Source organism: Bacilliculturomica massiliensis, from assembly GCF_900605495.1.
GTDB classification, from domain to species: Bacteria; Bacillota; Clostridia; order Peptostreptococcales; family Anaerovoracaceae; genus Bacilliculturomica; species Bacilliculturomica massiliensis.
In genome coordinates this window covers 870,798-885,845 of sequence record NZ_LR027603.1, presented here as the reverse complement: position 1 = coordinate 885,845, position 15,048 = coordinate 870,798, and the positions used below count along the sequence as shown (strand labels likewise).

Annotated in this window: 13 protein-coding genes and 16 tRNA genes; 1 reads left to right on the top strand and 28 read right to left on the bottom strand. The window is 54.9% G+C overall.

Annotation, left to right across the window (positions count from 1 at the left end):
* Positions 1 to 103: 103 nt before the first annotated feature.
* The 5 genes from fmt to E0E37_RS13435 form a co-directional block, all read right to left on the bottom strand.
* Positions 104 to 1,033 (bottom strand): methionyl-tRNA formyltransferase, encoded by a 930-nt coding sequence (fmt, locus tag E0E37_RS13455; RefSeq protein ID WP_130863516.1) that lies wholly within the window; start codon positions 1,031 to 1,033, stop codon positions 104 to 106.
* A gap of 7 nt (positions 1,034 to 1,040) precedes the next feature.
* Positions 1,041 to 1,517: a peptide deformylase gene (def, locus tag E0E37_RS13450; RefSeq protein ID WP_130863515.1), complete on the bottom strand. Its 477-nt coding sequence runs from the start codon at positions 1,515 to 1,517 to the stop codon at positions 1,041 to 1,043.
* 142 nt (positions 1,518 to 1,659) lie between these two features.
* Complete coding sequence (gene priA, locus E0E37_RS13445; RefSeq protein WP_130863514.1) at positions 1,660 to 3,675, bottom strand: replication restart helicase PriA; 2,016 nt, start codon at positions 3,673 to 3,675, stop codon at positions 1,660 to 1,662.
* Positions 3,676 to 3,758: 83 nt separating this feature from the next.
* Positions 3,759 to 4,769 (bottom strand): aspartate--ammonia ligase, encoded by a 1,011-nt coding sequence (asnA, locus tag E0E37_RS13440; RefSeq protein ID WP_130863513.1) that lies wholly within the window; start codon positions 4,767 to 4,769, stop codon positions 3,759 to 3,761.
* A gap of 93 nt (positions 4,770 to 4,862) precedes the next feature.
* A complete protein-coding gene (locus E0E37_RS13435) occupies positions 4,863 to 5,519 on the bottom strand; it encodes an epoxyqueuosine reductase QueH (RefSeq protein ID WP_130863512.1) in 657 nt (218 codons plus the stop codon).
* Between the two features lie 194 nt (positions 5,520 to 5,713).
* On the opposite strand from E0E37_RS13435, the gene E0E37_RS13430 reads away from it, so the two are divergent.
* Entirely contained in the window at positions 5,714 to 6,658 is a 945-nt protein-coding gene (locus E0E37_RS13430) for a TIGR01212 family radical SAM protein (RefSeq protein WP_130863511.1), read from the top strand.
* 13 nt (positions 6,659 to 6,671) lie between these two features.
* Here the strand turns inward: E0E37_RS13430 and E0E37_RS13425 are convergent, their stop codons facing one another.
* From E0E37_RS13425 to E0E37_RS13315, 23 genes are all read right to left on the bottom strand, one after another.
* A complete protein-coding gene (locus tag E0E37_RS13425) occupies positions 6,672 to 7,847 on the bottom strand; it encodes an S-layer homology domain-containing protein (protein ID WP_130863510.1) in 1,176 nt (391 codons plus the stop codon).
* A gap of 294 nt (positions 7,848 to 8,141) precedes the next feature.
* Entirely contained in the window at positions 8,142 to 8,753 is a 612-nt protein-coding gene (locus E0E37_RS13420) for a thymidine kinase (protein WP_130863509.1), read from the bottom strand.
* Positions 8,754 to 8,867: 114 nt separating this feature from the next.
* Positions 8,868 to 9,881, bottom strand: coding sequence for an HlyD family secretion protein (locus E0E37_RS13415; RefSeq protein WP_130863508.1), 1,014 nt, complete (start codon positions 9,879 to 9,881; stop codon positions 8,868 to 8,870).
* The gene (locus E0E37_RS13410; RefSeq protein WP_130863507.1) at positions 9,856 to 10,581 is read right to left on the bottom strand and encodes a TetR/AcrR family transcriptional regulator; all 726 of its coding nucleotides are present in this window, start codon (positions 10,579 to 10,581) and stop codon (positions 9,856 to 9,858) included. The genes E0E37_RS13415 and E0E37_RS13410 overlap by 26 nt, the downstream gene beginning before the upstream one ends.
* Positions 10,582 to 10,626: 45 nt before the next feature.
* Positions 10,627 to 11,658, bottom strand: coding sequence for an ABC transporter permease (locus tag E0E37_RS13405; protein WP_130863506.1), 1,032 nt, complete (start codon positions 11,656 to 11,658; stop codon positions 10,627 to 10,629).
* On the bottom strand, positions 11,655 to 12,383 hold the full coding sequence (locus E0E37_RS13400) for an ABC transporter ATP-binding protein (RefSeq protein ID WP_130863505.1): 729 nt from the start codon (positions 12,381 to 12,383) through the stop codon (positions 11,655 to 11,657). Before E0E37_RS13400 ends, E0E37_RS13405 begins: the two co-directional genes overlap by 4 nt.
* Positions 12,384 to 12,584: 201 nt before the next feature.
* A tRNA-Phe gene (locus E0E37_RS13395) sits at positions 12,585 to 12,660 on the bottom strand.
* 42 nt (positions 12,661 to 12,702) lie between these two features.
* A tRNA-Ile gene (locus E0E37_RS13390) sits at positions 12,703 to 12,779 on the bottom strand.
* A gap of 10 nt (positions 12,780 to 12,789) precedes the next feature.
* Positions 12,790 to 12,866: transfer RNA gene (locus tag E0E37_RS13385), tRNA-Pro, on the bottom strand.
* 21 nt (positions 12,867 to 12,887) lie between these two features.
* A tRNA-Trp gene (locus E0E37_RS13380) sits at positions 12,888 to 12,963 on the bottom strand.
* 22 nt (positions 12,964 to 12,985) lie between these two features.
* Positions 12,986 to 13,077: transfer RNA gene (locus E0E37_RS13375), tRNA-Ser, on the bottom strand.
* A 27-nt stretch (positions 13,078 to 13,104) separates the two neighbouring features.
* A tRNA-Ser gene (locus tag E0E37_RS13370) sits at positions 13,105 to 13,193 on the bottom strand.
* A 30-nt stretch (positions 13,194 to 13,223) separates the two neighbouring features.
* Positions 13,224 to 13,299 (bottom strand) — tRNA-Lys (locus E0E37_RS13365).
* 3 nt (positions 13,300 to 13,302) lie between these two features.
* A tRNA-Gln gene (locus tag E0E37_RS13360) sits at positions 13,303 to 13,379 on the bottom strand.
* 15 nt (positions 13,380 to 13,394) lie between these two features.
* Positions 13,395 to 13,471, bottom strand: a tRNA-Arg gene (locus E0E37_RS13355).
* A gap of 74 nt (positions 13,472 to 13,545) precedes the next feature.
* Positions 13,546 to 13,619: transfer RNA gene (locus E0E37_RS13350), tRNA-Gly, on the bottom strand.
* Between the two features lie 5 nt (positions 13,620 to 13,624).
* A tRNA-Gly gene (locus E0E37_RS13345) sits at positions 13,625 to 13,699 on the bottom strand.
* Between the two features lie 9 nt (positions 13,700 to 13,708).
* Positions 13,709 to 13,793, bottom strand: a tRNA-Tyr gene (locus tag E0E37_RS13340).
* A gap of 12 nt (positions 13,794 to 13,805) precedes the next feature.
* Positions 13,806 to 13,880, bottom strand: a tRNA-Thr gene (locus tag E0E37_RS13335).
* A gap of 34 nt (positions 13,881 to 13,914) precedes the next feature.
* Positions 13,915 to 13,991: transfer RNA gene (locus E0E37_RS13330), tRNA-Asp, on the bottom strand.
* Between the two features lie 11 nt (positions 13,992 to 14,002).
* Positions 14,003 to 14,078: transfer RNA gene (locus tag E0E37_RS13325), tRNA-Val, on the bottom strand.
* 228 nt (positions 14,079 to 14,306) lie between these two features.
* A tRNA-Asn gene (locus tag E0E37_RS13320) sits at positions 14,307 to 14,381 on the bottom strand.
* 190 nt (positions 14,382 to 14,571) lie between these two features.
* Positions 14,572 to 15,003, bottom strand: a complete 432-nt coding sequence (locus tag E0E37_RS13315; RefSeq protein WP_130863504.1) for a MarR family winged helix-turn-helix transcriptional regulator — start codon at positions 15,001 to 15,003, stop codon at positions 14,572 to 14,574.
* Between the last annotated feature and the right edge of the window lie 45 nt (positions 15,004 to 15,048).

The window sequence follows — 15,048 nt, the reverse complement described above, 5'->3', positions numbered from 1 at the left end:
TGCGGTGTCCCCCTCACCAGGTCTTCTGTAATTGATCATGGTAAAATCCGCGCATCGCGTCTGCGGCGCACAGAATTTGTAAAATAGCCGCCCTACGGCTATTTTACCCTAAAACCGCGCCGATTTCAATTTTGTTTCCTTTTATATAATCTTCCACCGACATGGCCCGTTTACCCGGAAACTGCAGCTTCCGGATGAGAATTCTTCCGCCCGCGGCAGCCACGGTCATTCCGCTCTTATCCACGGCCAGGATCGTGCCGTCCCCAGCTTCCGTTTCCCCGTCAAGCACTTCCGCCTCCCAGAGCTTTACGCTCTGTCCCTGATACATCGTATGCGCCACCGGCCAGGAATTGGTCCCCTGGATCAGACGCTTGATCCGTTCCGGTCTTTGATGAAAGTCCACGAAACAATCCTGCTTAAAGATCATCGGCGCGTGAGTGGCCAGAGCGTCGTCCTGCGGCGTCCGGCTGTTGGTCCCCGCCTCGATGAGCGGCAGCTGGGCCAGCAGAAGCTCCGTTCCCATGCCGGCCAGTTCCTCATGGAGTTCCGCCACCGTTTTATCGCCGATGGGCGTCTCCGCCTTTGCGATCATGTCTCCGGTGTCCATGCCCTCCGCCATGTACATCAGCGTTACGCCGGTGGTCTCCTCACCGTCGATGATGGCCCGGTGTATGGGCGCCGCTCCTCTGTACTTCGGCAGCAGCGAGGCGTGGATATTCACGCAACCCAGACGCGGCAGTTCCAGAATGGCCGGCGGCAGGATCCTGCCGTAGGCCGCTACGACGATGAGATCGGGAGCGGCGGCGGAAAGCTCAGCAAAAAATTCCTCGTTTCCCTTCACCTTCTCCGGCTGCAGTACCGGGATGCCGTATTCCAGCGCCGTCTCTTTCACCGGTGTGAACTGTATTTTTTTCCCGCGGTCCTTCGCCTTGTCCGGCTGCGTCACCACAGCGGACACTTCATAGCTGCTGTCGCAGAGACCCCGCAGCGCCGGCACCGCGAAGTCCGGCGTACCCATATAAACGATTTTCATCGGTATTTTACTCCATTTCCTCCGGTTCTTCATCCATCTTTCTCACATCCACCGCTTTATCAATGTAGAGGATGCCGTCCAGATGATCGTACTCGTGGCAGAAGGCCGCGGCCAGCAGATCTCTGCCCTCGTATTCCACCGGCTGGCCGCTGCGGTCCAGTCCTTTTATCTTCACATAGGCCGGCCGCTCTACCTTTCCGGCGTATCCCGGCACGCTGAGACAGGCTTCTTCCTCAAACTGCGTGCCTTCCTGGGCCACAAACTCCGGGTTGATCAGCTCGTAGAGATGATCGTCCAGCTCCACGATAAACATGCGGCGCATGATCCCCACCTGGGGAGCCGCGATCCCGATGCCCTGCTGCTCGTGAAGCGTGTCCAGCATGTCGTCCAGGATCATGCGGACATGATCGTTGATCTCATCCACCTCCTTGGCCCGCTTCGCCAAAACCTGATCTCCCCGAATCACTATATTTCTGACTGCCATGTCGTTCCTCCCGTTTTCAATCGTTTTTCTGCCGCTGTTTTTCCAAAGCTTCCATCAGAACCGCGAAAATTCCCGCCTTTGCAGACCTGATCCCGGCCCGCCGAAAACCTTCCGGCCGCCTGTGCGGCCGTCTTTCCCCGCTTCAGATAAAGCTGAAGGGATTGATATCCACCGTCAGCAGCACATCTGTCTTTTTCTTCACAAACAGCTCCTGCTTCATCTCCATTACTGCCGCAGCATGGGCTCTGCGCGTGCCCGCCGGCGCTTTCATCAAGATCTGATAGCGGTAAAATCCGTTGATCTTATTCATGGGCGCCGGATTGGGTCCCATGACGCACGGACGCTTCTGTCCTGCCAGGAGACGCCGCAGCATCTCTGCCGCCCGGCCCGCCGCCTCCGCCGCGTCGCTCTCCTTTTCCGCCGAGACGATCAGCTGAAACAGATCGCAGAAGGGCGGATAGTTGATCTGCCTGCGCAGCCGGATCTCCTGACTGTAAAATGCCTCGTAATCGTGATGGGAGGCGCAGGTCACCGCATAGTGATCCGGCGTATAGGTCTGGATGATCACCGTTCCCGGATCGTTCCCCCGGCCGGCCCGGCCCGCCGCCTGTGTGATCAGCTGAAAAGTCCTCTCCGGCGCGCGGAAATCCGGGATGTTCAGCGACACGTCCGCCGATACCACGCCCACCAACCCTACGCCTGCAAAATCCAGACCTTTGGCTACAAGCTGGGTGCCGATGAGAATGTCTGTTTTTCCCCTGCGGAAATCCTTCAGGATCTTGTCGGCGCTGCCCTTTTTCCTGGCCGTGTCCAGGTCCAGCCTGGCCGCCGCCGCTTCCGGAAACATTTCCTTCACGGCCTCCTCCACCTTCTCCGTCCCCGTACCGAAATAGCGGATGTACTTTCCTCCGCAGTCCGGGCACAGTTCCGGCAGAGTCTGTCTTTTACCGCAGAAATGGCAGATGCAGGACCGCTCATCCTTGTGGTAAGTCATGGAGATGCCGCAGTCCGGACAGCGGACTACATAACCGCAGGTCCGGCAGGATACAAAGGTAGAATACCCTCTTCTGTTCAAAAATAGTATGACCTGCTGTTTTTTCTCCAGCGTCCCGCTGATCTGCCGGAACAGTTCTCTGCTGAAAATACTCTTGTTTCCCGCCAGCAGTTCCTCCCGCATATCCACGATCTCGACCTGAGGCAGAGGCGTTTTGTTGTACCTCTGCTTCAGCGTAAGCTCCGTAAAGATCCCGTTTCTGCTGCGGTAAGCTGTCTGCAGAGACGGCGTAGCGCTGCCCAGAAGGACCGCGGCCCCGTGAAGCATGGCGCGCTTGATGGCCACCTCCGCCGTGTCGTACTTGGGCGACATATCGGATTTATATGTGGTCTCGTGTTCCTCGTCCAGCACGATGATCCCGATATGGGAAAGCGGCGCGAATACGGCGGAGCGGGCTCCGATGACGATCTTCACCTCACCCTTCTTCACACGCATCCACTCGTCGTATCTCTGCCCCAGCGACAGTTTACTGTGGAGCACAGCGGTATTTTCCGCTCCAAAACGACCGATGAACCGCTCGATGGTCTGAGTGGTCAGCGAGATTTCCGGAACCAGCATGATCGCTGTTTTTCCCGCCTCGATCACTCTGGCGATGGCCTGCATGTACAGCTCTGTCTTGCCGCTGCTGGTAACGCCGTTGATCAGGAAGACCTGATGCACGCCCTTGCCCAGCACCGGTTCCATGGCGTCCATGGCCTTCTGCTGTTCCTCCGTCAGCGCTCTGGCTTCCGTGGAAGAAAACTGCGCCTCCCCCAGGGGATTTCTCTTTTTCCCCCGCTTGGAGGGGCTGCCCGCCGGCGTAAAGCATTTTACCGCATCGATGTAGCGGCAGAGGTAACGGCTGCGCATCCACCGGCAGGTGGCCACGGCCTCCTGGCCCAGACACACCTCCGGATCCTTTTCCGCTATGTATTTCAGCCCTTTGACCGGCGACGGCAGTTCATCCATCACTTCAAAGACATAGGCATCGCGCAGCTTCTTCCCTCTGGCGAAGGACACCTGCACCTTGTCGCCGATCTGAATGCTCTCGTCCTCCGAACCGTAGGTGTAAAACCCGTCGGTGCTGTCGCTGCTGTTGTCGATCACCACGTTAACATATTTCATTCAAAACGCCTTTCACCGCTCTGCGAGGCCCGTCTCTCTTTAAGCGCGCGGCCCCTCTGTGCTGCGGCAGACGCGTTCCGTCCTTACAGCAGATGGATCTCGTTTCTGCCGCACTCCTCGATCATGTCCTGAGGCCATACCGCCACCTGGACTTCGCCGATGTGGGCCTTCTTCAGGAAAAACATACAAAGTCTGGACTGTCCAATGCCCCCTCCGATGGAATAGGGCAGCTCTCCGGAGAGAATGGCTCTGTGGAAGGCCAGTTCCTTCCTGTCCTCCGCGCCGGCCAGCGCCAGCTGGCGCTCCATAGCCGTCTCGTCCACCCGGATACCCATGGACGAGATCTCATAGGCCATGCCCAGCACCTCGTTCCAGAGTATAATATCCCCGTTCAGCTCCCAGTCGTCATAGTCCGGCGCCCGTCCGTCGTGGGGCTCCCCGGACTTCAGCCTGCCGCCGATCTTCATGATAAACACGGCCTTCTGCTCTTCCGCGATGAGGTTTTCCCTCTCTTTCGCCGTCTTTCCGGGGTAGCGGTCCGCCAGCTCCTGGGCGGTGATGAAACAGATCTCGTCCGGCATCTCAAAACGCAGCTGCGGGTATTCCACATAGACGAACCGCGACAGCTTCTTCATGGCGTTGTAGATGGCGCGGACCGTCTCCCGCAGATATTCCTCCGTCCGGTCCTCCCTGCGGATGGCCTTCTCCCAGTCCCACTGATCCACATAGATGGAATGGAGATTGTCCAGTTCCTCGTCTCTGCGGATAGCGTTCATGTCGGTATAGAGACCCGTTCCCGGCTCAAATCCGTATTTTCCCAAAGCCATTCTCTTCCACTTGGCCAGCGACTGAACGACTTCCACCCGCTTCTCATCCATATCCTTAATGGTAAAATCAACGGTGCGCTCCACTCCGTTGAGGTTGTCGTTGAGCCCGCTTTCCGGAAATACGAAAAGCGGCGCCGTGACGCGCTGCAGCCGGAGCGCTTTCGCCAACTCTACCTGAAAGAAATCCTTTACCTTTTTGATCGCGATCTGACTTTCCATCACATCCAGAAGGGGACGATACCCTTCCGGCAAAATTATTTTAGACATTTTTTTCTCCTTTGCCTCGTTTTCATTTACTGATTTTTTATCTCTCCAAATTTTTATCTCATCTCGACCGTATCTCCCCGGACCCTTATTCCGTCATTTCTGCTCTGTATGTGGTCTCAGAGCAGACGCGGGCTCCGTCTGCTTCAGATGGCCCTTGGCAAACTCGCAGCCGCAAAAATTCTGACGGTAGAGCCCCCATTCTCTCGAAAGCTCCACCGAACGCTGATAACCAGCCTTCTTCTTAAAATCCTCCGCCAGAAACGAAACGCCCTGCTCTGCGCCGATGGATTCGCCCAGGGCGGCGATGAGCGGAAAGTTCTTGTGAGGGCTGACGGAAAGCGTGGTGGTGAAATGAGTAAATCCCAGACGCTTGGCCTCCGCCGCCGTCTCCGCGAGACGCATGCGGAAGCAGACGGTACAGCGCGCCCCGCCTTCCGGCTCCCCTTCCAGACCCCTTACCAGTTCAAAATATCTCTGTGGATCGTAGGTTCCCTCCAGAAATCGTATCCAGTCATCCGGCGGCAGACACTGATTGCAGACCTCCAGATATGCCTTCTGCGTCTCTCTTCTCTTTTCATATTCCGCTTTTTCCGTTATATTCGGATTATAATAAAAAACCGTCAGGCGATAACGGGAGATCAGCCTCTCGATCACAGCCGTACTACATGGTCCGCAGCAGCTGTGCAGCAGGAGCTCCGGTCTCGTGTTTCCCTTTTCGCCGCTCATTCCCGTCACCTCGCATTCTTGCATTTTCCGTCCTTTTGTGCTTCAATAGATTCACGGACTCCCCCGCCTGGCCCCGCCCTGCAGCGACGCCGGGAGAGGGTACATCCAGACAACTTAAGTTATAATTATACCACAAATCAGTCACACTGCAAACGAGACAGGCAAATAAACTTTGCTGATCCCGTGTTTTTTGTATCAAATTTTGGAGTAAGGATCACATGAAAACAACTGGAAATATCTTCGGCAGCAATCACTTCAATACCATCGGTTCCTGGCTGAAAAAGGAGTTTGGCTGCCGCGTCATGAAATTGTCGCTGGACGCCGGTTTTACCTGTCCCAACCGCGACGGTTCCAAAGGGACCGGCGGCTGTATCTTCTGCTCTGAGGACGGCGCCGGTCACTACGCCAGCGATATACCCGGCCAGATCCGTCTGCTGCACAACAAATGGCCCCAGGGCAGCTATATCGCCTATTTTCAGAGTCACACCAACACCTACGCCCCCACAGAGACACTGCGCAGCCTGTTCGACCAGGCCCTCTCACAGCCCGGCGTCGTGGGACTGGCCGTGGCGACCCGCCCCGACTGTCTGCCGGAGGATGTGCTGGATCTTCTCTCCGAATATGAGCGTCGAACGTTCCTGTGGGTCGAGCTGGGGCTTCAGACCATCCACGACAGCACGGCGCAGCGGCTGAACCGCTGCTATCCGCTGGCCGTCTTCGATCAGGCCATGGCCGCTCTGTCCGCGCGGAACATACGCACCGTGGTCCATCTGATCCTGGGGCTTCCCTGGGAGACCCGGGAGATGATGCTTCAGTCCGCAGATTATGTGGGCGCTCTTCATCCCTTCGGCGTCAAGCTGCACATGCTGCACGTCATGAGAAATACTGCTCTTGCGGATCTGTACCAGCTGCGTTTTTCGGAGAATGCCGGCGCGGATTTCTACTGGCATATCTTTGAACAAAAAGAGTACATCGATCTGATCGTCGATGTACTCGAACGTCTCCCCCAGGATATTACCATTCACCGGGTCACCGGCGACGCGCCGCCGGAGGAACTGCTGGCGCCCCTGTGGAGCACCGACAAGCGCTCCGTGCTCAACGGCATTCAAAAGGAATTTAAGCGGCGGGACAGCTGGCAGGGAAGATCCTGCACAGTCCCCTGATCCGTCTTCTCTGTCAGGACTGGGGCCGCGCCGCGCCCGCAGCGATATACTCGTCGTAAATACCCTGCAGCCAGGACTCCTTGCCCCTGAGCGCTGTTAAAAACTGGCTGGTCTCAGCGGCGATGAGCTGCAGCGGAAAGGTATCCGCATATTGTGTGAATTGCGGGATCCTGTCCGTCTGGGCGTTCAGACGGGCGCTGTTGTCCGGAGACTGGTAAACGTCATTGATCGCCTCATGCAGCTTCCGTTTACGCTCATACTCCTGCGCAAGCGCCGACAGTTCTGCTGTCAGCGCGGCGTCCCCAGAGTCTTTTGCAGCCTGCATGCGCCGATCCAGATCAAAATACGGATTTCCTTCCTCCCAGTCCAGCAAGTATAATTTTTCTTCATTCTCTATATTCATCCATCTGACCCACAGGTCATTGATCTGATCCCAGGTCCTGTCGATGTCTGCGACCATTTTTTTTGCTTCTGTTCTGACCTGAACAGGGGTCATCTCCTTATTGACAAACTGGACGTCGGCCACCGTGATCTTGGGCCGCTCTTCCGGCCACAAAAGCTTTGTCAGCACAGTGGCCGCCTCCGCTCTGGTGGCGGAAGACTGAGGATAAAACATTCCGTATGTTCCCACCATCATTCCTGCCGAATACGCCCGTTCCATGGCATCCCTGCGGTCAGCTGCGATCTGACCGTGATCCGTCATCATATAACGGATGTTTGTCACCGCCCTGATATTCTCGCCCCTGCAGGCGGCGGCGTTCATCAAAATATATGCCATGTCCTCCCGCCTGACAGGCTGGTCCAGCACGCGGTCAAATCCATCCTCCGCTGTGACGATCCCACGGCTCAGAGCGTACTCAAAGACAGGCGCGGCCCAGTGCTCGCCCTCCCGTCTGGCGCGCAGCGGAGCCTTCACATCCACCGCGTACACGCACAGCGCCATATATTCCCCCACTGTGATCGTATTCTCCGGACGGAATGTCCCGTCCTCGTATCCGCTGATCAGCCCGGCTCCATTCAGTCTCGTTACGTATGGCTCATACCATTCCCAGCTGGGTATATCGCTGAAAACGAACTGTCCCTGCGGCTCCGGTCCTGCCGTCTCTTCGGCGTAAACACAGAAGGACCCGCACAGAAACACCGTCAACGCCATTGCGGCGCCTGTCATACGCCTTATGATCCCTCTCATTTTAAACCTCCCCTTAGTCCGGCCATTCGATCGATCTATTGTCCCTCACTATTTTGATAGCCCATGCGTCCCCTGCGCACTGCATCCGCCGATACTGGCTTTTGGCCATTATACCACAGCCGTCCTGTATTTTTTTCCTCAGTTGACCGGCGTTTTCCATGTTCTTCATCGCAGCCCGGGCCGCCGTCTGCGACTTGGGAGAATCAGGATCTTTTCTTCACAAACCTGAAACGCCCCGGAGACCGGCTCAACATTTTTGCCGGCCGCGCGGGGCGTTGTTATTCCCACCGGGCGCTAAAACATTTTGATCTGGTCCTCGATGACCTCCATAGGACCCAGACGCCCGTCGTTATAGTGTTTTCTGCACAGGGATACATACATGTCGTTTCCTCCTACGACGATCTGTTCTCCCGATTTTACGAATTTGCCGTCCACCACCCGGGCTACCATGGTGGCTTTTCTGCCGCACCAGCATATGGTCTTGATCTCCTCGATCTTATCCGCGTAGACCAGCATATAATAGGAGCCTTCAAAGAGTTCGTTGCGGAAATCGTTTTTCAGACCGTAGGCCAGCACCGGAGTATCGAAGCTGTCCACGATCTCCACCAGTTCCTGCACGTGATGCTTTTTCAGAAACTGACATTCGTCCACCAGCACGCAGTCGATACGCTTATAGGTATCCGCCTCCATGAACAGTTTCAGGATGTTCGTCTCGTCGTTGATCATCACCGCGTCCCGGCTCACTCCCAGACGCGAGGTCACCTGTCCCGCTCCGTAACGGTCGTCCACAGCAGAAGTCAGGACCCACACGTTTTTTCCCCGCTCCTCATAATTATATGCAACCTTGATCAATTCAAGGGATTTTCCCGCGTTCATCGTACTGTATCTATAATAAAGCTGCGCCATGTTTCGCTCTCCTTCTTCTCGTCCGCCGGAACCGGCAAGGCAATCATCAACTATCGTCCCTACCTATTCTAAGCGAGAAATGGTTCAAAATCAAGGCGCAATTCCCCTTTGGGATCATTCCAGAGGGATCAGCGCGTCGGCCTTTTCCCCCGGCTTCAGCGAAGATTCGGTGGTCAGGCGAATTTTCAGTTTCACGCATTCTTTATTTTTGTTAGCCTGAGTCTGCATATCCTTCGGCGTATACTGGGCGGTCAGGCCAATATAGGCGATCTCTCCCTCACTGTTCTCTTTTTTTCCGGCGATCCCTACCTTTTGACCGTCAGAAACGGCATAGAGATCTTCCTCCGGCAGGTATACGACGAGATAGCGTCCTCCCCGGTCGGAAATATCCATCAGATTGCTTCCAGCGCTCACCACGTCGCCCACCGAGAAATTGACACTCATAACAGTTCCACCGCAGCCCGCCCGGATTACATATTTATTCAATTTCTCCGCCGCCTGATCCAGCTGCGACTGCGCCTGACGCAGCGCGGCGGCCGCCTGGCCGATCTCATAGTCGTCCGGCCCCTGCAGGAGCTGTTTTTTCTGCTGCTCCGCCGTTGAAAGGCGGGCCCGCGCGCTGTTCACCGCGTCCCTGGCAGTGACCATCCGTTCTTTCGCTTCGTCGTAGTCAGCCTGAGCCGCTGCGCCCTCCTGCCATAAGATCTCCATTCTGGCCAGATCCTCCTCTGCCTTTTCACAGGCCGCCTGGGCGCTGTTTACATTGCTCTGTTCAATCGCCACCTGATTGTCCGCCTGAATCACTTCCTCCCCGTCAGCGCCCTTTTGCAGCCCGTCCAGGGCAGCCTGCTTTTGATCACGCACCGCTTGAAGCTGCTCTACCGTGTATCGCTCATCTTCATCATCGAGAACCGCGATCACGTCGCCCTGCTCCACCTGCTGGCCCAGCACAGCCTGAAACTCTTTGATCTTTCCCGAGACCTCTGCCACCTGAGCGGCCACGTCGGCCTCAACGACTCCCGTCAATGTCAACGTGCCGCTGTCCGCGCAGCCGGAAAACAAAAGCAGGACGCACAGTCCGGCCGCTGATGTGCGGATCAGCTTACCGATGTTCTTTATTCTCAGCATCACATTCTCTCCTCATTCCCCGCGTCATAAACTGCACAAAATACTCCGTCTCTTTTTCTTCTCTGCCCGCAAATTGTTCCGGCAGCATCATAAAATGCGTGAAAACATATCCGAACAGACAACTGAGAAACAACCGGGCCAGAGCGTTCTCCGGCAGATCCACCACCAGCTTTTTATCCCGCAGGACCGCCATCTGCTGTTCCAGTTCCCTCAACGGCATATTTTTTATGAGTATGTCCCGCACTTCTGGCTGAAAAGGGATCTCCTGAAGCAATACCTTGAAGATCGGCATCACCTTCATCGCCAGCTTAAACCTGTCGCGCATCAGCACGTACAGAAAATCTTCCAGAGAGTTATAGTCTGCGCTGAATATCTCCTCTAATCCTGCGCTTGCCAGCGGCCGCATGACCTGACTTGCAAGCCGCTCGGACAGATACATCATCAACTCTTTCTTCGATCCAAAATGTTTGAATATCGTACCTTCCGCCACTCCGGCCGCATCTGCGATCTCTTTGGTGGATGTGGATGCGTACCCTTTTTCTCCAAACAGAACGATGGCAGTCAGCAAAATACGGAACTGCTTTTCCGTCATGCTGTTCTCATCCTGCGCCAGCAGACCGCGTAGTTGCCGCTCCAGTTCTTCTGATATTCCCGCGCGATCCTGCTTACCTTGTTGATCCCGCATTTCTCTTTTTTTCACAGCAGTCCCCTCCTATACCTGGCCTCCGCCCGTCTCTGTCTTCCATCAAATTTTCCGATACCGCTTCAGCAGCAGAACGTTTGCTGTCATAAAAACCGCTGCACAGCACAGAAGCACACCAAGGTCGCCGATAATGTCCGACAGTCCCTCTCCTCTGATCATCACGCCTTCCAGGGCATCCGCCACGTAGTAGAGCGGCATGAATCTTCCAACGACTTCCATTGCAGGAGACAACTCAAAGATCCCGGAAAAAAACACCTGCGGAACGATGACCACGGGCACGAACTGGATCATCTGAAACTCGTTTCCGGCAGCAGTCGACAGCAGGATCCCCAGAGTCAGCGCGGTCACAGCAGTCAGCCCGGTGACCAGAATGACCAACGGAAAAGCCCCCACCATCATCACGTCCAGCACATAGATAACATAGACGGATATCAGCGTGGACTGCAGCACCGTAAATATACCGAAACCCGTTACATAACCGGCCACGATCTCCCACCTGCGCACCGGCGATGAGAGCAGCTTTTCCAGCGTCCCCGAATTACGCTCCTGCAAAAAAGAAATACCGGCCACGAGAAACACGAAAAAAAAGATGATCGTTCCAATCAGCATCGGGCCAAAATGATCAAAATCGGTCAGGTCGTCGCTGCCGTAGAGATAGGTGATATCCGGTGTCAGATCCGGCCGCCCGCCGGAGATCCCCCGCAGAGTCATCCCATTCTGCGCCGCGGTCAACGCCTGTACTGCGATCTGAGAACGAGCGGTGTCGCTTCCGTCCACCAGAGCGGACAGTTTGCCGCTGTCAATACGGACGGCGGCTGTCACCGCGCCGGTCTCCAGCGCTTCCCGTGCCGCGTCCTCCCCGCATTGAATCACTCTGATATTGTTGTCGTCCAGGGCCTGAATATAGGCGGACGGCGCGTTCACTACGGCCACCGTCACCTGCAGGGCCGGGCCGGCAAGTACGACGGAGACCAGAGTCAGTACGATGATGGGGGCCATGATCATGAGCGCCAGTGTCCGTTTGTCCCTGCGCATCTGCCATAAGATCCGCATCGCCAGAGCTTTTACTCTCATAAACGCTCCCCCTCTCTCTCGTAGTAGAGAAACGCTTCTTCCACGCTTGCGGTACCGCTGCGCCTGACCAGATCTTCCGGCGTGCCATCGGAGATGATCGTTCCCTCCCGCAGCATGGCCAGCCGGTGACAGTTCTGCGTCTCATCCATTACATGAGTGGTTATGACGATGGTCGTTCCGCCCGCACTGATCCTGCGGAGCTGCTCCCAAATAGTCTTCTTCAGCAGAGGATCGATCCCCACCGTGGGTTCGTCCAGTATCAGAACCCCCGGTCTGTGCAGCAGCGCGGCAGCCAGCGAAAGCCTGCGCTTCATGCCTCCCGAAAAATTTTTCACCTGTTTTTCCCGATCCCCCGCCAGATCCACTAAATCCATCACCTCCGGGATCCGTTTATCCAGCTCCCGTCTCCCCATGCCGTACAGCGCGCCGAAAAAGCGGAGGTTTTCTTCCGAAGACAGTGCCGGATACAGCGCGTCCCCCTGGGTCATATAACCGATCTGCCCCATGATACGGCGCTCTGGCATCTTCTTTGACATCAGAAAAGCCTCCCCCGTCGTTGGCGCTAAAATCCCTGCCATGATCTTTACCATGGTTGTCTTTCCTCCGCCGGAAGGACCCAATAGGCCGTAAATGCAGCCGTATGGAACTTCAAGGCAGATATCGGAAAGGATCTGTTTTTTTCCAAAAAAATGATTGACATGCTTCAGCGAGATGCAGCTGTCCATATGACTTCCTCCCGTCCCGGCTCTGAGTTGTCGCTCTTAAAAAGTGAGTGATCACTCACTTCAATTTAAAATCATTCTAACATAGGTGAAAACTGATGTAAAGTACTTAAATTTTTTGCGACAGTCAGTTGAGTTCGGAAATTTTGCATAAAAAAATAACCCCTCGGACTCATTGTCAGCAAGAGGCTACTTTTAGGAAAATGGTGCCCAGAACCGGAATCGAACCAGTGACACGAGGATTTTCAGTCCTCTGCTCTACCGACTGAGCTATCTGGGCATACGTAAAACTTATGTAATTGTAGATCGTAAGGCATTGTTTTGGTGGGCCATCAGGGACTTGAACCCGGGACCTGCCGGTTATGAGCCGGATGCTCTGACCAACTGAGCTAATGGCCCACACCAAAGATGGTCGGGGTGACAGGATTCGAACCCGCGGCCCACTGGTCCCAAACCAGTTGCGCTACCAAGCTGCGCTACACCCCGCTATCAAATCCTTAAAAAATTTGGCAGGGGCAGTAGGACTTGAACCCACGGCACGTGGTTTTGGAGACCACTGCTCTACCAACTGAGCTATACCCCTATAATACCTTGCTTGATAAAAATGGCGGAGAAGATGGGATTCGAACCCATGCGGCCCTTACGAACCCTAACGGTTTAGCAAACCGTCCTCTTCAGCCTACTTGAGTACTTCTCCTCGTCAGTGCAGGTGCAAAAGCTGTCTTGGCGGAGAGGGTGGGATTCGAACCCACGGCCCCTTTCGGAGTCACTGGTTTTCAAGACCAGCTCCTTAAACCGCTCGGACACCTCTCCATTATATGAGTTCTGCATCCTTCAGTTTATTGGTGACCCATCCGCGATTCGAACGCGGGACACCTTGATTAAAAGTCAAGTGCTCTGCCAACTGAGCTAATGGGTCATATGGCTGGGGTAGCAGGACTCGAACCTACGAATGACGGAGTCAAAGTCCGTTGCCTTAACCGACTTGGCTATACCCCATTCTTAAATAAAAATTGGTGAGCCCATAGGGATTCGAACCCCAGACACACGGCTTAGAAGGCCGTTGCTCTATCCAGCTGAGCTATGGGCCCATGCAGTTTTCGCCAAGTCAGACGCTGTATTGTATGAGGTCGGCGCCCAAACGCCGGCGCTCATTTGAAAACGTTGGAGCGGATGATGAGAATCGAACTCACACTATCAGCTTGGAAGGCTGAAGTTCTACCATTGAACTACATCCGCAGATTTGGAGCGGAAGACGAGATTCGAACTCGCGACCCTCGCCTTGGCAAGGCGATGCTCTACCCCTGAGCCACTTCCGCATATTTAATTGGTGGAGGGAGATGGATTCGAACCATCGAAAGCTCAGCTAACGGATTTACAGTCCGCCCCCTTTGGCCACTCGGGAATCCCTCCAATTTTAAGTTGTGGAGCTGGCGATCGGAATCGAACCAACAACCTGCTGATTACAAATCAGCTGCTCTACCGTTGAGCCACGCCAGCGCATTATCGCTTGACTGTATCTCAGTTAAAAAAATGGCGACCTGGATCGGGCTCGAACCGACGACCTCCAGCGTGACAGGCTGGCATTCTAACCAACTGAACTACCAGGCCATAATTTCTTATGGTGGGCGCTACAGGGCTCGAACCTGTGACCCCCTGCTTGTAAGGCAGGTGCTCTCCCAGCTGAGCTAAGCGCCCTGGTGTTGCATTTTTTAACTATCTGACACATTTATTAACTATACAGCATTTCTTTCAAAGTGTCAAGCGTTATTTTCAATTTTTTTATTTTTCTCTTCAATTTCGACTTTTTATTCCACCGCCCCTGAAGACGGTCCGGGCTGTCGCTTCTGAAGAAGACCGGGGATGCGCCTGTCTCTTGAACAAACTCCGGAGAGAGGATCTCTCCTCTCTCCGCAGCCCTCAAACTGGCTCCAAGGGTGGGGCTCGAACCCACAGCCTATCGGTTAACAGCCGAGTGCTCCACCATTGAGCTACCTTGGAACGTTGCACATCTCATTGACGGTCGAGAATTATATTAACACAAGGATTTTTTGTTGTCAATACAAAACATGCGTCTTTTCTTCATGTTTTTTCCCAGAAACCACCACCTCCTTCATTTTGCCCGGTTTGTCCGCTTTTATGACCGCTGAGATGAATTACATGATTTTCCCATTTTATCTGTTCCGTATGGCTAGATCAATTCTTCCAGCGTCATTAAATTTTTCATGAGCGACTCCAGGGAATCCGGTCCCAGGGTCTCCTCGATCTTTCGCTGCGCGCGGCTCCATCGTTTTTTACTTTCCTCTATTCTGACAGAGCCGGACGGGGTCAGCCGCATTCTCCGGTCCCGCTCTCCTTCTGCCGACGCATCCTCGATCAGCCCCATGTCAAAAAGAGGCCTGAGATTCCGGGTAACGGTGGTGCGCTCCAGCTTCACGGCGCCGGCCAGCGCCGTAACGCTGGCCGGCTGCAGCCTGCTCAGATTGATGAGCAGGGAATATTGATTCAGCGTCAGTCCTCCCTCCCTCAGCTGGCGATCATAGTATTTTGTGACGGCGTTGGCCGCCCTTCTCAGGTTGATGCAGTAGCACGCGCTGTTTTTCTTTTCCCCGCTCTCTTTCATATATGATCTCCTGTTCTTTCATCATTACACTGCACGGTCACAGAC

What these genes read in the sequence shown, in the direction of transcription:
- fmt (WP_130863516.1), bottom strand. Translation starts at nt 1,033, where the DNA reads ATGAAAATCGTTTATATGGGTACGCCGGACTTCGCGGTGCCGGCGCTG.
- def (WP_130863515.1), bottom strand. Translation starts at nt 1,517, where the DNA reads ATGGCAGTCAGAAATATAGTGATTCGGGGAGATCAGGTTTTGGCGAAG.
- priA (WP_130863514.1), bottom strand. Translation starts at nt 3,675, where the DNA reads ATGAAATATGTTAACGTGGTGATCGACAACAGCAGCGACAGCACCGAC.
- asnA (WP_130863513.1), bottom strand. Translation starts at nt 4,769, where the DNA reads ATGTCTAAAATAATTTTGCCGGAAGGGTATCGTCCCCTTCTGGATGTG.
- E0E37_RS13435 (WP_130863512.1), bottom strand. Translation starts at nt 5,519, where the DNA reads ATGCAAGAATGCGAGGTGACGGGAATGAGCGGCGAAAAGGGAAACACG.
- E0E37_RS13430 (WP_130863511.1), top strand. Translation starts at nt 5,714, where the DNA reads ATGAAAACAACTGGAAATATCTTCGGCAGCAATCACTTCAATACCATC.
- E0E37_RS13425 (WP_130863510.1), bottom strand. Translation starts at nt 7,847, where the DNA reads ATGAGAGGGATCATAAGGCGTATGACAGGCGCCGCAATGGCGTTGACG.
- E0E37_RS13420 (WP_130863509.1), bottom strand. Translation starts at nt 8,753, where the DNA reads ATGGCGCAGCTTTATTATAGATACAGTACGATGAACGCGGGAAAATCC.
- E0E37_RS13415 (WP_130863508.1), bottom strand. Translation starts at nt 9,881, where the DNA reads ATGCTGAGAATAAAGAACATCGGTAAGCTGATCCGCACATCAGCGGCC.
- E0E37_RS13405 (WP_130863506.1), bottom strand. Translation starts at nt 11,658, where the DNA reads ATGAGAGTAAAAGCTCTGGCGATGCGGATCTTATGGCAGATGCGCAGG.
- E0E37_RS13400 (WP_130863505.1), bottom strand. Translation starts at nt 12,383, where the DNA reads ATGGACAGCTGCATCTCGCTGAAGCATGTCAATCATTTTTTTGGAAAA.
- E0E37_RS13315 (WP_130863504.1), bottom strand. Translation starts at nt 15,003, where the DNA reads ATGAAAGAGAGCGGGGAAAAGAAAAACAGCGCGTGCTACTGCATCAAC.